Here is a 20,619-nt window from a genome sequence, read left to right on the forward strand (position 1 = left end):
GCGTCGAAGAAACCCTCTCCGTGCCTCTGGAGAGCACGGAGATGCCCCAGCCGTAGCTGGGCACGGCAGGCGCACACCTCAACAGTAGGCCGCGGAAGGCTTCCACGGGCAGCGGTCTCCGACGGTTGCCCGAATGCGCCCGGGCCACCCGTATGCATCTGATATGCGCCGATCGGGTGGCCTTCAACCGCTACTCCCCGGTCGGAAGCGCGACTTCGGCCGCCGCTTCGGGGCCCTGTTCCAACAGGACGCCGAAACCGTCCTCGTTCAGCACGGGAACCTTCAGTTGCATGGCCTTGTCGTACTTCGATCCGGGGTTGTCACCCACAACGACGAACGAGGTCTTCTTCGACACCGAACCGGTCACCTTCGCGCCCTGGCGCTGCAACGCCTCCTTGGCGCCGTCCCGGGTGAAGTTCTCCAGCGTGCCGGTGACGACGACCGTGAGCCCCTCCAGCGGACGCGGCCCCTCCTCCTCGCCGGACGACTGGTCCTCCAGGGGGACGCCCGCGGCCTTCCACTTGCGGACGATCTCGCGGTGCCAGTCCTCGGCGAACCACTCCTTGAGCGCGGCGGCGATGATGGGGCCGACGCCGTCGGTGGCCGCCAGCTCCTCCTCGGTCGCCTGTTCGATGCGGTCGATGGACCGGAACTCGCGCGCGAGGGCCTGCGCGGCCACCGGTCCCACGTGCCGGATCGACAGCCCGTTCAGGAAGCGGGCGAGCGGACGGGACTTGGCCGCCTCGATGTTCGCCAGCAGGGCGAGGGTGTTCTTCTTCGGCTCGCCCTTCTGGTTGGCGAAGACCGTGACGACCTTCTCCTCGCCGGTCTTCGGGTCGCGCTTGGGCAGACCGCTGTCCGGGTCGAGGACGTAGGCCTTGATGGGCAGCAGCTTCTCCACCGTCAGGTCGAACAGGTCGCCCTCGTCCACCAGCGGCGGGTCGGCCGGCTCCAGCGGGCGGGTGAGCGCGGCGGCGGCCACCGCGCCGAAGTGCTCGATGTCCAGGCACTCCCGGCCGGCGAGGTAGGAAACACGCTCCCTCAACTGGGCCGGGCAGGTACGGCCGTTGGGGCAGCGGAGGTCGATGTCGCCCTCCTTCATGGGCCGCAGCGGCGTCCCGCACTCGGGGCACTCGCCCGGCATCACGAACTCCCGCTCGCTGCCGTCCCGCAGGTCGACCACCGGACCGAGGATCTCCGGGATGACGTCACCGGCCTTGCGCAGGACCACGGTGTCGCCGATGAGCACGCCCTTGGCCTTGACGACCTCCTGGTTGTGCAGGGTGGCGAACTCCACCTCGCTGCCCGCGACCGTGACCGGCTCGACCTGCGCGTACGGCGTGACCCGGCCCGTGCGGCCGACGCCCACCTTGATGTCGACGAGCTTGGTGTTGACCTCCTCCGGCGCGTACTTGTAGGCGATCGCCCAGCGGGGCGCCCGCGCGGTGGAGCCGAGCCGGCCCTGGAGGCGGATCTCGTCCAGCTTGACCACGACACCGTCGATCTCGTGCTCGACGGAGTGGCGGTTCTCGCCGTAGTACGCGATGAACTCCCTTACCCCGGCGAGGTCGTCGACCACGCGGTTGTGCGGGGAGGTGGGCAGGCCCCAGCTCTTCAGCAGCTCGTACGCCTGCGAGAGCCGGGTCATGCCCGTGAAGCCCTCCAGGGCACCGATGCCGTGGACGACCATGTGCAGCGGGCGGGTGGCGGTGACCCGCGGGTCCTTCTGGCGCAGCGAACCGGCGGCGGCGTTGCGGGGGTTGGCGAAGGGCTTGTCGCCGGCCGCGACCAGGCGTTCGTTCAGTTCGAGGAACTTCTCCATCGGGAAGTAGACCTCGCCGCGGATCTCCACCAGGTCGGGAACCTTGTCGCCCCCCAGGCGGTCCGGGATCTCGGCGATCGTCCGGACGTTCGGCGTGATGTCCTCGCCGGTACGGCCGTCACCGCGGGTGGCCGCGCGGGTGAGGCGGCCCTTCTCGTAGGTGAGGTTGACCGCGAGGCCGTCCACCTTCAGCTCGCACAGGAAGTGGTACGTCTGGTCGCCCAGCTCCCTGGCGATGCGGTCGGCCCAGGCGGCCAGCTCGTCGTCGTTGAACGTGTTGTCGAGCGAGAGCATCCGCTCGCGGTGCTCGACCGCCCTGAACTCCGTCTCGTACGACCCCGCGACCTTCTGGGTGGGCGAGTCCGGGGTGCGCAGCTCCGGATACCGCTCCTCCAGGGCCTCCAGGGACTTGAGGAGCTGGTCGAACTCCGCGTCGCTGATGACGGGAGCGTCCTTCACGTAGTACCGGAAGCGGTGCTCCTCGACCTGCTCCGCCAGCTGCGCGTGCTTGTCGCGGGCCTCGGCGGGCACCGCCGTCGTCTCCGCCTGCTTGTCGCCGGCCACCGTGTTGTCCTCCCGTTACTCAGGGTTGTCCGCGAGGGATCTCGCCGCCCGGACGCAGTGGGCGAGCGCCTGGCGCGCGTACGCGGGGGAAGCGCCCGCCAGCCCGCACGCCGGGGTCACCGTGACCGCCTCCGTGAGCAGCCCCGGGTGCAGCCCCAGCCTGCGCCACAACGTCCTGACACCCATGACGCTACCCGCAGGGTCTGACAACGGGCCGTCCGTGCCCGGCACGACACCGGTGAACAGCCGCGTACCGCCCTCCACGGCCTCGCCGACCGCCTCGTCGTCACGCTCGGTGAGGAGCGCGAAGTCGAAGGAGACGGCCGCCGCGCCGGCCCGCCGCAGCAGGGCGAACGGCACGTCCGGGGCGCAGGAGTGCACCACCACCGGCCCGCCGGCGTGCGCGCCGACGACGTCCCGGAGCGTGGCCTCCACGATCTGCCGGTCCACGGCCCGGTGGGTGCGGTAGCCGCTCGCCGTACGGACCTGTCCGCGCAGGACGGCCGTGAGGGAGGGCTCGTCGAGCTGGAGGACGATCCGGGCGCCCGGGACGCGGCGTCGCACCTCGGCGAGGTGCAGCCGCAGCCCCTCGGCGAGCGAGGCGGCGAGGTCCCGGCAGGCGCCGGCGTCCGACAGGGCGGCCTCGCCGTTCTTCAGCTCCAGGGCGGCGGCCAGCGTCCACGGCCCGACGGCCTGCACCTTCAGGTCGCCCTCGTAGCCCTGGGTGTACTCCTCCAGGGCGTCCAGGTCCTCGCCCAGCCAGGACCTGGCCCGCTTGGTGTCCCGGCCCGGCCGGTCCCCGATCCGCCATCCGCTGGGCTCCACGCGCGCGTACAGCTCGACCAGCATCCCGGCGGTCCGGCCGATCATGTCGGCGCCGGGCCCGCGCGCGGGCAGCTCCGGGAGGAACGGGAAGTCCTCGAAGGACCCGGTGGCGGTCTTGGCGGCTTCCTGCGCGTCCCCGCCGGGCAGGGAACCGACGCCCGTGGCCCCCGGGAACCTGAACTGGCTGTTTTCGCTCACCAGGGAAGCCTACGGAACCCTCCGGACGGGGTCAGCGCCCCGGACGTACCGTCAGGTCGTTGATCTCCGCGTCCCTCGGGAGGTCCAGGGCGGTCAGGATCGTCGTGGCGACCGACTCGGGGTCGATCCACTTCGACGGGTCGTACTCCTTGCCCTCCTGCTGGTGCACCTTGGCCTGCATGGGGCTCGCGGTGCGGCCCGGGTAGACCGAGGTGACGCGGACGCCGTTCGCGTGCTCCTCCTGGCGCAGGGAGTCGGCGAGGGCCTTCAGACCGTGCTTGGAGGCGGCGTACGCGGACCACCCGGCACTGGCGGAGAGGCCGGCGCCGGAGTTGACGAAGATCACATGGCCGCGGGCCGCCCGCAGCTGCGGCAGGAAGTGCCGGGTCAGCTCGGCCGGGGCGATCAGGTTGACGTTGAGCTGGTGGCGCCAGGACTTCGGGGTGAGGTCGCCGACCTCCCCGAGGTCGACGACTCCGGCGATGTGCAGCAGGGAGTCGACCCGGTCCGGGAGCGTCTGGTGGGAGAACGCCCAGGACAGCTTGTCCGGGTCCGCCAGGTCGCCGACGAGGGTGCGCGCGCCGGGGAACCCGGCCGCCAGTTCCTTCGCGCGGCCCGCGTCGCGCGCGTGGAGCACGATCTCGTCCCCGCGCGCGTGCAGCCGGCGGGCCACGGCCGCGCCGATGCCGGAACCCGCCCCGGTGATCACATGAGTAGCCATGCGTGCCATGCTCGCATCAGTGGGCGCCGAGCCCCTCGGCGGCAGCCGCTCATGTCGCGGCCTCCAGGTGGGCGAGGGCCGCGACCGGCTCGTCGGCGAAGAAGACCAGCTCGGCCAGCGGGCGGGGCAGGAAGCCCTCGGCCTCCATGCGGCGGAACTGCTCGCGCAGGCCGTCGTAGAAGCCCGCCGTGTTCAGCAGCACGACCGGCTTCTCGGTGCGGCCGTGCTTCTTCAGCTCCAGGATCTCGGTGGCCTCGTCCAGCGTGCCGGTGCCGCCCACCATGATCACCACGGCGTCGGCCTTCTCCAGCAGCAGCTTCTTGCGTTCGGCGAGGTCGGCCGCGATGATCATCTCGTCGGCGCCGGGCCGCGCCTTGTTCGCCAGGAACTCCACGGAGACGCCCAGCAGCCTGCCGCCCGCCTCCTGCACGCCGTCGGCGACCACCTTCATCAGACCGACGTCGGAACCGCCCCAGACGAGCGTGTGGCCGGCCTTGCCGAGCAGTTCCGCGAACTCGCGCGCGGGACGCGTGTAACGCTCGTCGAGGTCGGCGGCGGACAGGAAGACGCAGATGTTCATGGCCTCTACCGTACGGTCCCCGCGCCGGGCGGGAAGAAGCGCGGCCCGTCCCGGCGCTGAACGGGTATGAGCGAAGGACACACGATCACGATCCAGAAGAGCGAGCGGCACGTGCGCGTCGTGCACGGCGACCAGGTGCTCGCGGAGTCCGACCGGCCCCTGGAGCTGCGCGAGACGGGCTGCCCGGTCAGGTACTACATCCCCGCCGAGGACGTCCGCCTCGATCTGCTGACGCCGTCCGACACGCACACCGTGTGCCCCTTCAAGGGCACGGCGTCCTACTGGTCGCTGCCGGACGCGCCGGACCTCGTCTGGGCGTATCCGGACCCCGAGGACGGGGTGACGGAGATCAAGGACCACTACTGCTTCTACGACACCGAGGTCGCATGACCACCCCCGGCATCGCCGTGTCGTGACCGATGACTGCCGCGCCGTGCGGCAGTCTGCACGGCCATGGACAAGAAGACGACTTCCCGCGACGGCACCCCCCTCGCGTACGGAGTGATCGGCCAGGGGCCCACGGTGATCCTGGTGAGCGGCGCGATGTCCACCGGCGGCACCGTGGCGCCCCTGGCCCAGCGCCTCGCGGACCGCTGCACGGCCGTCGTCTACGACCGCCGGGGCCGCGGCGCGAGCGGCGACACGGCGCCGTACGAGGTCGACCGCGAGATCGAGGACCTGGCCGCGCTCATCGACGCGGTGGGCGGGGAGGCCGCGCTCTTCGGGGCCTCCTCGGGCGGCGCGCTGGTCCTGCGCGCGGCGGCGAGCGGGCTGCCCGTCGCCCGCGCGGCGGTCTACGAGGTGCCCTACGCCGACCACCTGGCGGGCGGTGCCGCGCGTGAGGCCACCTACAAGGAGCAACTGGGCAAGGCGCTCGGCGAGGGCCGGCGCGGGGACGCGGTGGAGCTGTTCCTGCGTCTGACGGGCCTCGGCGAGGAGATGATCCAGCGTGCCCGGGAGTCGCCGATGTGGGCCGGCATGGAGGCCGTCGCGCCCAGCCTCGCCCACGACGACGCGGTCATGGGCGACGGCCTGCTCCCCCGGGACCGGCTCGCCGCGATCGGCGTGCCCGTGCTCGCGGTCGCGGGCGGTGCGAGCCCGGAGTGGCTGCGCGCGGCGTCCCGGGAGATCGCCGAGACGGTGCCCCAGGGCACGTACCGGGTCCTGGAGGGGCAGACCCACGCGGTGGAACCGGATGTGCTGGGGCCGGTGCTGGCGGAGTTCCTCGCGGGACAGCACACCTAGGGCCGCTCCGCGCGGGACGGGGGCCGGTTCAGACCGCCGCTGCCGTCGCGCGCGTGGTCGACGCGATCGTCGCCGAGCCCACCACGCGCGTGCCGTCGTACAGGACGATCGCCTGGCCGGGGGCGACGCCGCGGACCGGCTCGGTGAACGTCACGCGCAGTTCGCCGTCGACCGGCTCGGCGGTCACCTCGGTCTCGCCGCCGTGGGCGCGCAGCTGGGCGGTGTAGGTGCCGGGGCCGGTGGGGGCGGTGCCGCACCAGCGGGGCTTGATCGCGGTGAGGGCGGTGACGTCCAGGGCGTCGGCCGGGCCGACGGTGACCGTGTTGGTGACCGGGGAGATGTCCAGGACGTAGCGCGGCTTGCCGTCCGGGGCCGGGGTGCCGATCCGCAGGCCCTTGCGCTGGCCGATGGTGAAGCCGTACGCCCCTTCGTGCGTGCCCAGCTTGGCGCCGGACTCGTCCACGATGTCGCCCTCGGCCTTGCCGAGCCGCTTGGCCAGGAAGCCCTGGGTGTCGCCGTCGGCGATGAAGCAGATGTCGTGCGAGTCGGGCTTCTTGGCCACGGCCAGGCCCCGGCGCTCGGCCTCCGCGCGGATCTCCTCCTTGGTGGTGACCGTGTCGCCGAGCGGGAACATCGCGTGCGCGAGCTGCCTCTCGTCCAGCACACCGAGGACGTACGACTGGTCCTTCGCCATGTCGGAGGCGCGGTGCAGCTCGCGGGAGCCGTCCGGGTTCACGATCACCTTGGCGTAGTGGCCGGTGCAGACGGCGTCGAAGCCGAGGGCCAGCGCCTTGTCCAGCAGGGCGGCGAACTTGATCTTCTCGTTGCAGCGCAGGCACGGGTTCGGGGTGCGGCCGGCCTCGTACTCGGCGATGAAGTCCTCGACGACGTCCTCGCGGAAGCGGTCGGCGAGGTCCCAGACGTAGAACGGGATGCCGATGACGTCGGCCGCGCGGCGGGCGTCGCGCGAGTCCTCGATGGTGCAACAGCCCCGCGCGCCGGTGCGGAACGACTGCGGGTTCGCGGAGAGCGCGAGGTGGACGCCGGTGACGTCGTGGCCTGCTTCCGCGGCGCGCGCGGCGGCGACGGCGGAGTCGACTCCGCCGGACATGGCGGCGAGGACGCGGAGGGGGCGGGTGCGCTGCGGGGTGTCAGTCATAGCCCTTCCAGGGTACGGGGCGCGGGAACCGCGTCGGCCTGGTATCCGTTGACGATCGCAGAGGGTGACGACGGGGCCGGTGACACCGGCGGCGACGGGGGCGGGCATGGGCGCGACGAAGGACGACACGGACCGGCGGCTGGGGCGGCGGGCCCTGCTGGTCGGCGGGGCCGCGGCGGCCGTGGGCACGGCCGTGCTGGCCCGTCAGGAGCTGTCCCGGCTGTGGTGGCGGATGCCCGGGGTGGACAAGCCGCGGGTGGCGGGCGCGGTGGACTTCCGGGGCGCGCGCTGGGTGGGGGCCTCCGCGGCGAACTACCGGCTCGCGGACCGGCCGTCCGACTACCGGGTGGACCGGGTGGTCGTCCATGTCACCCAGGGTGGCTACGCGTCCGCGGTGAAGGTCTTCCGGGACCCGGGGCACGGGGCGGCGGCGCACTACATCGTGCGCAAGGACGGGCGGGTCACCCAGCTGGTCCGGGAGCTGGACGTGGCCTTCCACGCGGGCAACCGGGAGTACAACGAACGCAGCGTCGGGATAGAGCACGAGGGCTTCGTGGAGGACGCCTCGTCCTTCACGGACGAGATGTACGCGGCCTCGGCGCGGCTGACGGCGGCGATCTGCGAGCGGTACGGCATGCCCGTGGACCGCGAGCACATCATCGGGCACGTGGAGGTGCCGGGGACGGACCACACCGATCCGGGGCGGTTCTGGGACTGGGACCGGTACATACGCCTGGTCCGGGCCGAGCGGGAGAGGGCCGGGGCGTCCGCGTCCCCCCGCGCGGCTACGTGAGCCCGGCCGCGCGGGCGCGTTCCACCGCCGGGCCGATCGCCTTGGCCACGGCCTCGACGTCCGCCTCCGTGGAGGTGTGGCCGAGGGAGAAGCGCAGGGTGCCGCGGGCCAGGTCCGGGTCGGTGCCGGTGGCGAGGAGGACATGGCTGGGCTGGGCGACGCCCGCGGTGCAGGCGGAGCCGGTGGAGCACTCGATGCCCTGGGCGTCCAGCAGGAGCAGCAGGGAGTCGCCCTCGCAGCCGGGGAACGTGAAGTGGGCGTTGGCCGGGAGCCGGCCCTCGGGCGCCGGATCACCGCCGAGGATCGCGTCCGGTACGGCGCGGCGCACGGCGTCGATCAGCTGATCGCGCAGGGCGCCGATCTCGCGTGCGAACCACTCGCGCTGTTCGGCGGCGAGCCGGCCGGCGACGGCGAAGGAGGCGATGGCCGGGACGTCCAGCGTGCCGGAACGCACGTGCCGCTCCTGGCCGCCGCCATGCAGGACGGGTACGGGGCTGTGCTCGCGGCCGAGGATCAGTGCACCGATGCCGTAAGGGCCGCCGATCTTGTGCCCGGAGACGGTCATGGCGGCCAGGCCCGAGGTCTCGAAGTCGACCGGGACCTGACCGAAGGCCTGGACCGCGTCCGCGTGCAGCGGGATGCCGAACTCGGCGGTGACGTCGGCCAGTTCGCGGATCGGCATGACCGTGCCGATCTCGTTGTTGGCCCACATCACGGTGGCCAGGGCGACATCGGCGGGGTCGCGGGCGATGGCCTCGCGCAGCGCCTCGGGGTGGACGCGGCCGTGGGAGTCGACGGGGAGGTACTCGACGGTGGCGCCCTCGTGCTCGCCGAGCCAGTGCACGGCGTCCAGTACGGCGTGGTGCTCGACTGGGCTGGCCAGGATGCGGGTGCGGGCCGGGTCGGCGCCTCGGCGGGACCAGTACAGGCCCTTGACGGCGAGGTTGTCGGCCTCGGTGCCGCCGGAGGTGAAGACGACCTCGCTGGGGCGGGCGCCGAGGGCTTCCGCGAGGGTTTCGCGGGATTCCTCGACCGTACGGCGTGCCTGGCGGCCGGATGCGTGGAGGGAGGAGGCGTTGCCCGTGATGCTCAGCTGGGCGGTGAACGCCTCCGCCGCTTCCGGGAGCATCGGGGTGGTCGCGGCGTGGTCGAGGTAAGCCATGGTGAGGCGATTCTACGGCGCCCCTGCGGTGGGCCTCGGCAGCGAGTGGGTGCCGGTGCCGTTGACTTCGGCGCCTCGCGTCGGCCGCGCCCGGACTTGGTCGCGGCACACCCGGCGCTGCGGGCGCCTCGCGTCGGCCACGCCTGGACTCGGTGGCGGCAACACATGGCGCTGCGGGCCGTGCCCACCCGTTCCGCCCTGCGGAACGATTGCCCACGGCGGGTGCGGCGGTGCGGCCGGCCGGCGCGTGGGCAGGACAGCGGCCGTGCGGGTACGGCGGGGCCGCGGCGCAGTCGGTCCGGCGGGACAGCGGCCGTGCGGGTGTCGCGATGCGGCGGCGCGGCCGGAGCGGCGCGGTGGCCGTGTGGGTGCGGTCAGGGGCTCGGCCGCGTTGCCGCGGTGGTCACAGGCTCCAGGACACCGTGCCCGAGAGTTCCATCGCGATCACCAGGACGGCCAGGTCGGCGAGGCCCAGGGTCAGGCCGAGGTAGGCGCGTCCCCGGCGGGTCGTGCCGCGCCAGAGGGCGACCGCGGCCAGGACGATGGCGATCGGGCCGAGGAAGAGGTTGAGGACGAGCAGGCCGAGGAGGCCGAGGATGAAGGACGCGACGGCCATGCCGTCGGCGTCGCGGGGGCGCGGGCGGGTGTCGGTGCGGGTGCGGCCGGTGGCCGGTGCGGTGAGGTGCATGATGCTCAGCTCCTGAAGTCCTTTCCGGGGGCGGCTGGCCAGGATTGCGCGGTCAGTTGGCCGAGGTGTGGCGGCGGCGCCCGTGGCGCTCGCGGATCGCGAAGACGCCGAGCCAGACCGCGATGACGGCGGCCAGGACGGCGGTGACGGTCAGCGGTGCGTGAGCGACGGTGCCCAGCACGACGCCGAGCAGCATGAGTGCGGCGACGAGGAACAGCATGGGATCAGATCCCCCCTCCGATATGCCTCGTGTTCAGCCGGTGTGAAGTTTGGGTGAACAGTTGTAGTAACAGTTGTTCACTGACTCCGAGTCTAGCGCTCCCGACGGCTTTTCAATTCCGGAGAACAGTTGTTAACTGGATGACATGAGTCACACCCTCGGCATCCGGCAGGCCCAGAAGCAGAAGACCCGGCAGGCGTTCCTCGACGCGGCGCTCGCGCTGCTGGAGGAGCAGAGCCTGAGCAGCCTGGGCCTGCGCGAGGTCACCCGGGCCGTCGGTGTCGCCCCGACGGCCTTCTACCGGCACTTCCGCTCGACCGCCGACCTGGGTGTGGCCCTGGTCGACGAGGCACTGGGCAGCCTGCATCCGATGGTGCGGACGACGGTGTCCACCACGGGCGACAGCGAGGAACGCATCACGCGTGCCATCGAGTTGATCGCCCGTCACGTAGACGCGTACCCCGCACATGTCCGTTTCATCGCCCGGGAGCGACATGGCGGAGTCCAGCCGGTGCGCGAGGCCATCCGGGCCCAACTGCACCGGTTCGCCGAGGAGGTGAAGGCCGAGCTGGCCAAGGACCCGGAGGCGGCGGGCTGGAGCGACGACGACCTGCTGATGCTCGCGCACCTCTACGTCGACCAGATGCTCATCACCGCCTCCCTGTTCCTGGAGGCGCTGGAGGCCCCGGCGCCCGAGCGGGAGCGGGTGACGCGACTCGCCACCCGCCAGCTCCGGCTCATCAGCATCGGCCGCGGCCACTGGCTGGATTGAGCCGTCCCGGTACGGACGGGCTCCCGCTCAGCCCTGCTGGTACAGGGCCGTGACGGAGCGGGCCCCGGCCAGCAGTTCCGCGCGGGCCTCGGGCGGGTCCAGGATCTCCACCCGGTCGGAGAACGCAAGGAGTTGGCGTACGGCGCGCAGCACCGGGTAGGCCAGCCGTGCGGTGACCCACTCGCTCGTGCCGTCGTCCTCGGGCGGAGCCGTCAGCTGTGCGGCGGCCATGCGCTGGAACATGTCGAGCAGTTCACGCCGTACCCGCACGGTGACCTCGATCTCGTTCTCCCGCTCCTCCACCTGCCGGCGCAACAGCTCCCAGGCGTCGGCGAGTTCCACCCCGGGCCGGCGTCGTACGGGCTCGTCCAGCAGCCGGGCCGCGCGCACGCGGTCGGCGCGGAACAGCCGGGGCCGGCCGCGCCGGTCGGCGACCAGGTACCAGACCCCGGCCTTGGCGACGAGGCCGTAGGGGTCCACGGTGTACGTCCGCGGTTCCCGCTCCCCGCTGTGCCGGTAGCGCAGCCTCAGGCGCCGGTCGGAGAACACGGCGTCCTGGAGCACGTCCAGGTCGGCCGCCTGCCGCGGGCCGCTCTTCCAGCGGGTGGCGTCGACCAGGACGCGGCGGCTGGTGACCTCGGCGGCGGGCCGGTGCGGCGCCGGCAGCGCGGCCATCACCTTGCGCAGGGCCGAGCCGAGGGCCGCGTCGAGACCGAGCGCGGCATGGGCGCCCTGCGCGGCCAGGATGAACAGGGCGCGGGACTCGTCGGCGGTCAGCCCCGTGACGTCGGTGCGGAAGCCGGGGAGGAGTTCGATGCCGCCGTGCCGGCCGCGCTCGGCGTACACGGGGACACCGGCGGCGGACAGCGACTCGACGTCCCGGTAGATGGTGCGGACCGACACCTCCAGCCGGTCGGCGAGTTCGGGCGCGGGGACGCGGCCCCGGGTCTGCAGGAGCAGCAGGATCGAGAGCAGCCGGTCGGACTTCACCGCGCCAGGATCCCGCCGCCGCGAAGTGCCGCGCAAATGCTGACGCCCGTTGTCAGGTTATCCGGGCATCCTCGCCTCACCGACCGAGGAGAGGCACACCATGACCAGCACCGGCTTCATCGACCCGCGACCCGTGTACGTCCGCGCCACCGAGCAGGCGGCCGCCCTGATCAAGACCGTGCGCCCCGAAGACCTGAACCGGCCGACGCCCTGCAGCGAGTTCGACGTCCGCGATCTGCTGAGCCACGTCGTCGGCGGCACCCGGCGGATCGCGGTGGTGGGCGAGGGCGGTGACGGGCTCGCCGTGCACCCGTCCGCGGACGGCGTCGGGGACGACGGCTGGGCCGCGGCCTACGACGAGGTGCGGGTCCGTGTCCTCAAGGCCTGGGAGAGCGACGAGCGGATGGTGAGCCCGGTGCGGGTGCCCTGGGGCGAGGTCCCCGGCCACGCGGCGCTCTCCGGTTACGTCATGGAGATCGTCACGCACACCTGGGACCTGGCCGAGGCGATCGGCGCCACGAGTGAACTCGACGCGGAGCTGGCCGGGTTCGCGCTCACGACGGCTCGCGCGGTGCTGCCGGACACCCGTCCGCGCGGTGCGGAGACGCCCTTCGAGGCCCGCCGCGAGGAGCCGGTGGAAGCCGGCCCCTACGAGCAACTGGCGGCCTGGCTGGGGCGCGAGCCGCTCAGCCGAGCCTGACCCGGGCCAGCTGACGGGACTGGGCGACCAGGCGGTCCGCGCTGTCCCACACCTCGGCGTCCTCCTCCAGGAAGCCGCCGGCCAGGTTGCGGGTGGTGATGGACACCCGCAGCGGGCCGGGGGCCGGGCGGTGGCGGACGTGGACGGTGAGTTCCACGGTCGGCACCCAGCCCTTGAGGCCCAGTTCGAAGGCGGTGGGCGGGAGGGCGTCCACGGCGAGGAGCAGCGAGAGCGGGTCGGCGTCCCGGCCGTCGGCGAGACCGAACCAGGCCCGCATCTCGCCCTTGCCGGAGGGCGCGCCGAGCGCCCAGCCGAGGGTGGCGGGGTCGAGCTTGAGCATCAGCCGGTCGGCGATGGCGGAGCTGCCCTCGACCGGGGCGGGCCCGTCCTCGGACCCGAAGCACTGCTCCAGCGGAGGCATCGCGGGCGGGGTGGCGGTCGTACGGACGTCGTCGGGGAGGGTGGCGAGGTCGCCGTAGGAGGCGAGGACGCGGATGCGTTCGACCTCGTTGCCCTCGTCGTCGTACTGGAAGAGCGAGGCCTGCCCGGTGGAGAGGGTGCGGCCGGTGCGGACGGTCTCGGTGCGGACGACCGCCGGGCCGGGGCGGGAGGCGGTCAGGTAGTGCGCGGTGACGGAGAAGGGGTCCGGGTGCGGCAGGGTGTCCGCGAGGGCCCGGCCGAGCACGGCCAGCAGGTAGCCGCCGTTGACGGCGCTGATGATGGTCCAGCCGGCCGAGAGGTCGATGTCGTAGACGCCGGGCTCGCGCCGGGTGACCGCGGTGTCGCGGTCGAACTCGCTGTCGCCGATCAGGGCCCGCGATGGGGAGGGGGCGGAAGCTGCTTCTGGCATGGCTGAACGGTACAGCAGAAAACTACTAAGCGGTAGCTTTCTTGCTGTGGTGCGAGGTGATCAACGGATGATCCGCTCCCGCGCCAGGGTGAGGTTCCGGCAATTTCTCGGTAAGTGTCCGGACCCGTCCACAACCCCCGGCCGCGGATCACCCTCTATGGGGACATGAGCCTCACCGGGACCCCGTTCCTCTGCACGACCGTCCTGCTGTCGGTCGTCGCCCTCATACTGCCGCTCGTCCTGTGGTCGCGGATGCGCGGGCCCAAGCCGCTGCGGACCACGGCCCGGGTCCTCATGCTGCTGTTCGCCCAGGGCACGGCCGTCACCCTGGTCTTCGTACTGGTCAACAACCAGAACAACCTCTACGACAACTGGGCCGACCTGCTCGGCACCGGCGACCACGTCCAGCAGGCCGCCGACCTCGGCAAGGACGGCACCGGCGGCATCACGGTGACCCGGCTGCCGAAGGTCAGGCAGACCTTCACGGCCGCCGACGGGCCCGGTATGCGCGCGGCCGGCGGAGTCCGCGTCACCCAGCTCAGGGGCCGGGTCTCCGGAGTGAACGCCGAGGTCTACGTCTGGCTGCCGCCGCAGTACGACGAACCGGCCTACCGGAACAGGAGGTTCCCGGTGGTGGAGCTGCTGCCGGGCTACCCCGGTTCCGCGAAGGCGTGGTTCGGGGCGCTCAGGGCGCACGAGCAGCTGCTGCCCCTGATGAGGAGCGGCCGGGTGGCGCCGTTCATCCTGGTCGCCCCGCGCACCAACCTGCTGGCCGGCGTGGACACGGGCTGCGCCAACATCCCGGGGCAGGTCAACGCCGACACCTGGCTCAGCGTCGACGTCCCGAAGATGGTCATGGACAACTTCCGGGCCCAGCCGGCCCCCCGCGGCTGGGCGGTGGCCGGGTACTCGGCGGGCGCGCACTGCGCGGTGAAGCTCGCCGTGGCCCACCCCGACCGGTACCGGGCCGCGGTGAGCATGTCCGGCTACAACGACCCGATCGGCGAACGCGACTCCCTCGCCGCCCAGACCCCCGCCCTGCGCGCCGCGAACAACCCCTATCTGCTGCTCAGGCAGGCGGCCGTGCCGCCCCGGATCGCGCTGTACCTCTCCGGCGAGTCCGGCGACGGCTACCAGGCGGGCATGGCCCTGGAGGCCGTCGCCAAGGCGCCGACCACCGTACGGGTGGTGTTCCTGCCGCGCAGCGCGGGCGGTCACACGATGGCGCTGTGGCGCCCGCAGGTCGACACCGTCTTCCGCTGGCTGACCCTCCAGATGGGCCAGAGCCACGCCAAGGGGCGGGACACCTCCGTCGCCGGGGCCGCTCCCGGGACTACTCCTCGGTCACCGTCGACCGGCGGTTCCACGCGCGCGGCGCTCGCCAGTGGAACCGCATCGCGAGCAGGCGCAGCACGAAGGCCGTGATCACCGCGAGCCCGCTGGTGAACGGGGTCAGCACGTCGTAGCGGATGCACAGGACGACCATCGTGGCGCCGACCATCGCCGGGACCGCGTACAGGTCGCGGTCCCAGCGCAGCAGCGAGGGCACCTCGTTGGCCAGCACGTCCCGCAGGACGCCGCCGCCCACGGCGGTGGCGAGGCCCAGCGTCGCCGACGCGGTCAGGCCGAGGCCGTAGCTGTACGCCTTGGTCGTACCGCTGACACAGAACAGGCCGAGGCCGGCCGCGTCGAAGACGAGCACCGCCGCCTGGATGCGCTCCACGTGCGGATGCAGGAAGAAGACGACGAGCGTGGCGAGCAGCGGGGTGACGAAGTACCCCAGGTCCGTGAAGGCGGCCGGGGGTACGGCCCCGATCACCAGGTCGCGGAACAGCCCGCCGCCCAGCGCGGTGACCTCGGCGAGGACGGCGATGCCGAACACGTCGAAGTTCTTCCGTACGGCCAGCAGGGCGCCGGAGATCGCGAACACGAAGATGCCGATCACATCGAGCGTGTGCTGGACGGAGGGACTGAAGAGTTGCTGGAGCTGCACCCTGACATTCTCACCTGTCGGAGTGCGTGAACCTTACAAAGCCAGGCTCACAGGGCGGGTTTCCCTGTGGTGAACAGCCAGGTGTCGAAGAGATCGTCGAGTTGCTGCCCGCTGACGCGCTCGGCGAGGCGGATGAAGTCGGCGGTGTCCGCGTTGCCGTACCGGTGGAGCCTCGTCCAGGCCGGCAGCAGCTTGAAGAAGGCCGTGTCACCGATCCGCTCGCGCAGCACCTGGAGCGTCATCGCGCCGCGCTGGTAGACGGCGGAGGCGAACATCGTGTCCCGCTGCGGGTCGGCGACCTTGATCTGCCAGAAGGCGGAGTCGGCGGGACGGGAGTCGTAGCCGGCCAGGAAGGAGTCGTGGGCGCTGCGGGTGCCCTGGTGCTCGGCCCACAGCCACTGGGCGTAGGTGGCGAAGCCCTCGTTGAGCCAGATGTCCTTCCACTGGGCCACGCTCACCGAGTCGCCGAACCACTGGTGGGCCAGTTCGTGCACGATGGTCGACTCGTTGCGCACGGCCGAGTAGGCGGGCTTGCTCTGCACCTCCAGCGAGAACCCCGCCTCCGGCATGTCGTCGACGATCGCGCCGGTCTCCTCGAAGGGGTACGGCCCGAAGACCTGCGACCAGTAGTCGGTGGCGGCGGCCGTGACGGCGTACACGTCGACGTTGTTGCTGTTCTTGAGCACGGGGTCGATCGCGACGTAGATGGGGGTGCCGCCGGGGGTGCGCCCGGTGCGCACGTCGAACTTCCCGATGGTGGCGGTGGCGAGGTAGGTCGCCATCGGCTTCGACTCCCGCCAGTGGGTGTACGTCGAGCCGCCCTTGTCGTACGTCGACACCAGCCGGCCGTTGGAGACGCCGGTCAGGCCCCGGGGAGCCTTGATCCGGATGTCGTAGGTGGCCTTGTCGGCGGGGTGGTCGCTGGACGGGAACCAGGTGGAGGCGGCGTTGGGTTCGCAGGCGACGAAGACGCCGTCGGGGGTCTTCATCCACCCGTAGTCGGAGCCGAAGACGATCGGCCCGCCGAGGGCCTGCGGTACGCCGCCGTAGGTCACGGAGACGGTGAAGTCCCGTCCCGCGGCGAGCGGGTGGCGCGGGGTGACGGTGATCTCGTCGCCGTCGCGCGTGAACCGCGCGGGTCTGCCGTCGACCTGGACACCGGTGACCTCTAGCTGCTGGAGGTCGAGGTCGAAGGAGGAGAGCTTCTGGGTGGCGCGGGCCGTGAGGGTCGTACGGCCGTCCAGGCGACCGGTGTCCGGCGCGTAGGCGATGTCCAGACGGTAATGGCGGGCGTCGAAGCCGCCGTTGCCCAGCCGGGGGAAGTAGGGGTCGCCGATGCCGGGGGCGCCGGGGGTGGGGGCGGAGGAGGCGGCGATGACGAGGAAGGAGGCTGCCGCGGTGGCGACAGCCCCCAGACGTGCCGAACGGGAGAGTGCCATGTGTCGTCCCTTTCGAGCGTGCCGATCAGTGGTCGGACACGGACGACTCTGCACTCTCCCGCTTGGACATGTACATGACTTTACCTAGTTGTCATGCGCTACTTGTCGGTTGACTCCTGGGAGTCGGCGCCCGACGCCTTGCCGGTGGCCTCGGTCGCGGCCTCGCGGCCGGCCTCCTCGGCGACGGCTTCGGTGTCACCCGAGCCCTCCGCCGGAGCGTCGGCCGCGGTGCCGGTGGAGGCGGTGGGCTCCTCGGCGGGCGCGTCGGCCGCGGCCTTCCCGGCCGAGACCTTGGCTCCGGGACCGGTCTTCGCACCGGAGGCCGCGGCCTTCTCGGAAGCCGCCGCCTCCTCGGAAGCCGCCTCGGAAGCCTCCTCTTCGGAAGCCGCGTCCTCCTCGGATGCGCCCTCTTCGGAAGCTGCCTCGGAAGCCTCTTCGTCAGAAGCCGCCTTCTCCGCGGAGGCCGCCTTGCCGGACACCGCCTTCTCCTCGGAGGCCGGCTCGTCCTCAGAAACCGCCGGCTTGTCCTCGGAAGCCGACGCCTCCTCAGACGCCGCCTCCTTCTCGGAAGCCGTCGCCTCGGAAGCCGTCGCGGCTTCGGCAGCAGCCGTCTCCTCCGCGGCCGTCGCCTTCGCCTTCTCCGCCACCGGTTCCTTCTCGGCCGGGCCCTCGGAGAGAACCGCGTCCGGTACCAGCTCCGACGCCTCCTTCGCCGCCGTCAGCAGGACCGTGTCCTGCGGGGCCTGGTCGGCGAAGTTCTCGGGGTGGTGACAGGCGACCCGCTGGCCCGGCCGCAGCTCCACGAGCGGGGGCTCGGTCGTCTTGCAGATCTGCGTCGCCTTCCAGCACCGGGTGTGGAAGCGGCAGCCGGAGGGCGGGGCGATGGGCGAGGGCACATCGCCGCGCAGCAGGATGCGCTCGCTCTTCTGTCCCCGGCGCTTCGTGTCCGGCACCGGCACGGCCGACATCAGCGCCTTGGTGTACGGGTGCATCGGCGACTCGTACAGCGAGGTGCGGTCGGCGAGTTCCACGATCTTGCCGAGGTACATCACCGCGATGCGGTCCGAGACGTGCCGGACGACCGAGAGGTCGTGGGCGATGATCACGTAGGTCAGGCCCAGCTCCTGCTGGAGGTCGTCCATCAGGTTCACGACCTGCGCCTGGATCGACACGTCCAGCGCGGAGACCGGCTCGTCCGCCACGACGAGCTTCGGCTTCAGGGCGAGCGCGCGGGCGATGCCGATGCGCTGGCGCTGACCGCCGGAGAACTCGTGCGGGTAGCGGTTGTAGTGCTCGGGGCTGAGACCGACCAGTTCGAGGAGCCGCTGGACCTCCTTCTTCACCCCGCCCTCGGGCTCCACGCCCTGAAGCCGGAAGGGCGCCGCGACGATCGAGCCGATGGTGTGCCGGGGGTTCAGGGAGCCGTACGGGTCCTGGAAGATCATCTGGATGTCGCGGCGCAGCGGGCGCATCTGCCCGGTGCTCAGCCGCGTGATGTCCTGGCCCTCGAAGGTGATCTTCCCGCCGGTCGGGTCCTGGAGGCGGGTGATGACCCGGCCCATGGTCGACTTGCCGCAGCCCGACTCGCCGACCACGCCCAGGGTCTCGCCCTTGCGCACCTCGAAGTCGATGCCGTCGACGGCCTTCACGGCGCCGACCTGCCGCTGCAGGATGCCCTTCTTGATCGGGAAGTGCTTGGTCAGCCCCTCGACCTTGAGCAGGACGTCCCGCTCCTCGGGAGCCGACGCCTGCTTCGGGACCGCGGCCTCGGCGACGGTGTCCGTCTTCTTGGTCTCACTCACAGCTTGGGCGCAATCTCTTCGGTCCAGATCCGCCGGCGGTCCTCGGCCGAGAGGTGGCAGGCGGACCAGTGCCCGGCGCCCACCAGCTCCAGCTCGGGGCGCACCGTGCGGGTGACGTTCCCCTTGGGGATGTCCGCGTACGGGCAGCGGGGGTGGAAGGCGCAGCCCGAGGGGACGTTGATGAGGCTCGGCGGCGAGCCCTTGACCGGGATGAGCCGTTCGGAGGTCTCGCGGTCGATGCGGGGCATCGAGCCGAGCAGGCCCCAGGTGTAGGGGTGCTGCGGCTGCTCGAAGACCTCGTCGGCCGGACCGCGCTCCACGCACCGGCCGCCGTACATCACGAGGACGTCGTCGGCGATCTCGGCGACCACACCCAGGTCGTGGGTGATCATGATGACCGCGGAGCCGAACTCCTTCTGCAGATCACGGATCAGGTCGAGGATCTGCGCCTGGACGGTCACGTCGAGGGCGGTGGTCGGCTCGTCCGCGATGAGCAGCTCGGGGTTGTTCACCAGCGCCATGGCGATCATGGCGCGCTGGCGCATACCGCCGGAGAACTCGTGCGGGTAGCCGTCGACGCGCTTGGCGGGCTCGGGGATGCCGACGCGGTCGAGCATCTCGATGGCCCGGGCGCGGGCGACCTTCTTGCTGACGTCGTGGTGCACCCGGTAGGCCTCGACGATCTGGTCGCCGACCTTGTAGTAGGGGTGCATCGCGGACAGCGGGTCCTGGAAGATCATCGCCATCTCCCGGCCGCGGAGCTTGCGCACCTCGTCCGGGGCGGCGGAGACCAGTTCCTTGCCGTCCAGCCAGATCTCGCCGGACATCCGCACGTTCTTGCCGCGGGTGCCGAGCCGGTGCAGGCCCATGATGGCCTGCGAGGTGACGGACTTGCCGGAGCCGGACTCGCCCACGATGGCGAGGGTCTTGCCCTTCTCCAGCGAGAAGCTGAGCCCGTCGACGGACTTCACCAGGCCGTCGTCGGTCGGGAAGTGCACCTTGAGGTCGCGGACCTCCAGGAAGGCTTCGGGTGCCTTGCCGGACTCGGTGAGCTCGCCCACCGCGGCGCCGGTCTTGGAGAGTTCGGTCACGAGAGCCTCACCCGCGGGTCGGCGGCGGCGTAGAGCACGTCCACCAGGAGATTTGCGATCACGACGAAGAAGGCGGCGAGCAGGGTCACGCCGAGGATGGGGGGCAGGTCGTTGTCGGTGATGGCCTTCACCGCGTACTCGCCGATGCCGTGCAGCGAGAAGACGTACTCGGTGATCAGGGCGCCGCCGAGCAGCAGACCGAGGTCCATGCCGAACACGGTGATGATCGGGGTGAGGGCCGCGCGCAGCCCGTGCCGGACCACGACGTTGCGCTCGCGCAGGCCCTTGGCACGGGCCGTGCGGATGAAGTCCTCGTTCATCGTCTCCAGCATGCCCGAGCGGGTGAGCCGCGCGTAGATGGCGGAGTAGAGGAGCGCGAGCGAACACCACGCCGGGAAGAGGGTGTTGGCCCACTGCGAGGGGTTCTCGGTGAACGGGACGTAGGTGGTCCCGAAGATCGGCCACTGTTCGGTGAAGAGCAGGAGCGCCAGGTTGCCCGTGAAGAACATGGGGAGCGAGACACCGGCGAGCGCGACACCCATGGAAGCGCGGTCGAAGAAGGAACGGGGCTTCAGTGCCGAGACGACACCGATCGCCACGCCCGACAGGACCCACAGCACGGCGGCGCCCACGGCCAGCGAGACCGTCACCGGCAACCGGCTGGTGAGCTGCGGCCAGACCGCCTCGTGGGTCTTGAAGGAGTAGCCGAAGCACGGCGCGTCGCAGCGCACCGTGGTGGGACCGACGTTGTAGTCGGCACCGGCCACGATCCCCTTGATGAAGTGCCAGTACTGGACGTAGACCGGCTGGTCCAGGCCGAGATTGTGCTTGACCGCGGCGATGTCCGCCTTGGACGGGCTCTTGCCGATGTACTGCTGCGCCAGCTGGTCCGCTGTCTGGCCGGCGAGCCGTGGCAGCAGGAAGAAGATGGCAAAGGTGACCGCGGAGACGACCAGCAGCAGGATCACTGCCGCGATCGTCCGGCGGAGGATGTACGAGATCACG

Annotated in this window: 21 protein-coding genes; 6 read left to right on the forward strand and 15 right to left on the reverse strand. The window is 71.6% G+C overall.

Annotated elements, in window-relative coordinates; genetic code table 11:
- Positions 1 to 190: 190 nt before the first annotated feature.
- The 4 genes from ligA to C3492_RS09375 are packed head-to-tail and all read right to left on the reverse strand — an operon-like array spanning position 191 to position 4,710.
- The gene (gene ligA / locus C3492_RS09360; RefSeq protein ID WP_103811260.1) at positions 191 to 2,386 is read right to left on the reverse strand and encodes an NAD-dependent DNA ligase LigA; all 2,196 of its coding nucleotides are present in this window, start codon (positions 2,384 to 2,386) and stop codon (positions 191 to 193) included.
- A 15-nt stretch (positions 2,387 to 2,401) separates the two neighbouring features.
- On the reverse strand, positions 2,402 to 3,409 hold the full coding sequence (locus C3492_RS09365) for a methionine synthase (RefSeq protein ID WP_103811261.1): 1,008 nt from the start codon (positions 3,407 to 3,409) through the stop codon (positions 2,402 to 2,404).
- A gap of 31 nt (positions 3,410 to 3,440) precedes the next feature.
- Positions 3,441 to 4,139, reverse strand: a complete 699-nt coding sequence (locus tag C3492_RS09370; RefSeq protein ID WP_103811262.1) for an SDR family oxidoreductase — start codon at positions 4,137 to 4,139, stop codon at positions 3,441 to 3,443.
- Between the two features lie 40 nt (positions 4,140 to 4,179).
- The gene (locus C3492_RS09375) at positions 4,180 to 4,710 is read right to left on the reverse strand and encodes a TIGR00730 family Rossman fold protein (protein ID WP_103811263.1); all 531 of its coding nucleotides are present in this window, start codon (positions 4,708 to 4,710) and stop codon (positions 4,180 to 4,182) included.
- 66 nt (positions 4,711 to 4,776) lie between these two features.
- Here C3492_RS09375 and C3492_RS09380 point away from each other — a divergent pair, with 66 nt between their 5' ends.
- Together C3492_RS09380 and C3492_RS09385 are read left to right on the forward strand one after the other, a co-directional pair.
- Positions 4,777 to 5,100, forward strand: coding sequence for a DUF427 domain-containing protein (locus C3492_RS09380; RefSeq protein ID WP_103811264.1), 324 nt, complete (start codon positions 4,777 to 4,779; stop codon positions 5,098 to 5,100).
- Positions 5,101 to 5,163: 63 nt separating this feature from the next.
- Complete coding sequence (locus C3492_RS09385) at positions 5,164 to 5,955, forward strand: alpha/beta fold hydrolase (protein ID WP_103811265.1); 792 nt, start codon at positions 5,164 to 5,166, stop codon at positions 5,953 to 5,955.
- A gap of 28 nt (positions 5,956 to 5,983) precedes the next feature.
- On the opposite strand, the gene mnmA is transcribed toward C3492_RS09385, so the two are convergent.
- On the reverse strand, positions 5,984 to 7,114 hold the full coding sequence (mnmA, locus tag C3492_RS09390) for a tRNA 2-thiouridine(34) synthase MnmA (RefSeq protein ID WP_103811266.1): 1,131 nt from the start codon (positions 7,112 to 7,114) through the stop codon (positions 5,984 to 5,986).
- Positions 7,115 to 7,220: 106 nt separating this feature from the next.
- Here mnmA and C3492_RS09395 point away from each other — a divergent pair, with 106 nt between their 5' ends.
- Positions 7,221 to 7,907: an N-acetylmuramoyl-L-alanine amidase gene (locus tag C3492_RS09395; RefSeq protein WP_103811267.1), complete on the forward strand. Its 687-nt coding sequence runs from the start codon at positions 7,221 to 7,223 to the stop codon at positions 7,905 to 7,907.
- Here C3492_RS09395 and C3492_RS09400 read toward each other — a convergent pair.
- The 3 genes from C3492_RS09400 to C3492_RS44140 form a co-directional block, all read right to left on the reverse strand.
- Complete coding sequence (locus C3492_RS09400) at positions 7,900 to 9,069, reverse strand: cysteine desulfurase family protein (RefSeq protein ID WP_103811268.1); 1,170 nt, start codon at positions 9,067 to 9,069, stop codon at positions 7,900 to 7,902. The genes C3492_RS09395 and C3492_RS09400 overlap by 8 nt on opposite strands.
- A gap of 403 nt (positions 9,070 to 9,472) precedes the next feature.
- On the reverse strand, positions 9,473 to 9,757 hold the full coding sequence (locus tag C3492_RS09405; RefSeq protein WP_103811269.1) for a DUF4190 domain-containing protein: 285 nt from the start codon (positions 9,755 to 9,757) through the stop codon (positions 9,473 to 9,475).
- Between the two features lie 52 nt (positions 9,758 to 9,809).
- Complete coding sequence (locus C3492_RS44140) at positions 9,810 to 9,977, reverse strand: hypothetical protein (protein WP_014675136.1); 168 nt, start codon at positions 9,975 to 9,977, stop codon at positions 9,810 to 9,812.
- Positions 9,978 to 10,122: 145 nt separating this feature from the next.
- Here C3492_RS44140 and C3492_RS09410 point away from each other — a divergent pair, with 145 nt between their 5' ends.
- Entirely contained in the window at positions 10,123 to 10,749 is a 627-nt protein-coding gene (locus C3492_RS09410) for a TetR family transcriptional regulator (RefSeq protein WP_103811270.1), read from the forward strand.
- Between the two features lie 27 nt (positions 10,750 to 10,776).
- On the opposite strand, the gene C3492_RS09415 is transcribed toward C3492_RS09410, so the two are convergent.
- On the reverse strand, positions 10,777 to 11,739 hold the full coding sequence (locus C3492_RS09415) for a YafY family protein (RefSeq protein ID WP_103811271.1): 963 nt from the start codon (positions 11,737 to 11,739) through the stop codon (positions 10,777 to 10,779).
- Between the two features lie 100 nt (positions 11,740 to 11,839).
- Between C3492_RS09415 and C3492_RS09420 the strand changes: the two genes are divergently transcribed.
- The gene (locus tag C3492_RS09420; protein WP_103811272.1) at positions 11,840 to 12,439 is read left to right on the forward strand and encodes a TIGR03086 family metal-binding protein; all 600 of its coding nucleotides are present in this window, start codon (positions 11,840 to 11,842) and stop codon (positions 12,437 to 12,439) included.
- Here the strand turns inward: C3492_RS09420 and C3492_RS09425 are convergent.
- Positions 12,426 to 13,289: a thioesterase family protein gene (locus C3492_RS09425; protein ID WP_103811273.1), complete on the reverse strand. Its 864-nt coding sequence runs from the start codon at positions 13,287 to 13,289 to the stop codon at positions 12,426 to 12,428. The two genes, C3492_RS09420 and C3492_RS09425, sit on opposite strands and share 14 nt — an antisense overlap.
- A gap of 165 nt (positions 13,290 to 13,454) precedes the next feature.
- Here C3492_RS09425 and C3492_RS09430 point away from each other — a divergent pair, with 165 nt between their 5' ends.
- Entirely contained in the window at positions 13,455 to 14,714 is a 1,260-nt protein-coding gene (locus tag C3492_RS09430; protein WP_103811274.1) for an esterase family protein, read from the forward strand.
- On the opposite strand, the gene C3492_RS09435 is transcribed toward C3492_RS09430, so the two are convergent.
- From C3492_RS09435 to C3492_RS09455, 5 genes are all read right to left on the reverse strand, one after another.
- Complete coding sequence (locus C3492_RS09435) at positions 14,623 to 15,282, reverse strand: trimeric intracellular cation channel family protein (RefSeq protein WP_103811275.1); 660 nt, start codon at positions 15,280 to 15,282, stop codon at positions 14,623 to 14,625. The genes C3492_RS09430 and C3492_RS09435 overlap by 92 nt on opposite strands.
- Before the next feature lie 47 nt (positions 15,283 to 15,329).
- Positions 15,330 to 16,721, reverse strand: a complete 1,392-nt coding sequence (locus C3492_RS09440; protein WP_103811276.1) for a M1 family metallopeptidase — start codon at positions 16,719 to 16,721, stop codon at positions 15,330 to 15,332.
- Between the two features lie 98 nt (positions 16,722 to 16,819).
- Positions 16,820 to 18,523 carry an ABC transporter ATP-binding protein gene (locus tag C3492_RS09445; protein WP_103811277.1) on the reverse strand — a complete coding sequence of 568 codons (1,704 nt, stop codon included), beginning with the start codon at positions 18,521 to 18,523 and terminating at the stop codon, positions 16,820 to 16,822.
- Positions 18,520 to 19,614 (reverse strand): ABC transporter ATP-binding protein, encoded by a 1,095-nt coding sequence (locus C3492_RS09450; RefSeq protein WP_103811278.1) that lies wholly within the window; start codon positions 19,612 to 19,614, stop codon positions 18,520 to 18,522. The genes C3492_RS09445 and C3492_RS09450 overlap by 4 nt, the downstream gene beginning before the upstream one ends.
- Positions 19,611 to 20,618 (reverse strand): ABC transporter permease, encoded by a 1,008-nt coding sequence (locus tag C3492_RS09455; protein ID WP_103811279.1) that lies wholly within the window; start codon positions 20,616 to 20,618, stop codon positions 19,611 to 19,613. Before C3492_RS09455 ends, C3492_RS09450 begins: the two co-directional genes overlap by 4 nt.
- Position 20,619: the final 1 nt, after the last annotated feature.

It is taken from the genome of Streptomyces sp. Ru62 (assembly GCF_002920615.1).
Classification (GTDB): domain Bacteria; phylum Actinomycetota; class Actinomycetes; order Streptomycetales; family Streptomycetaceae; genus Streptomyces.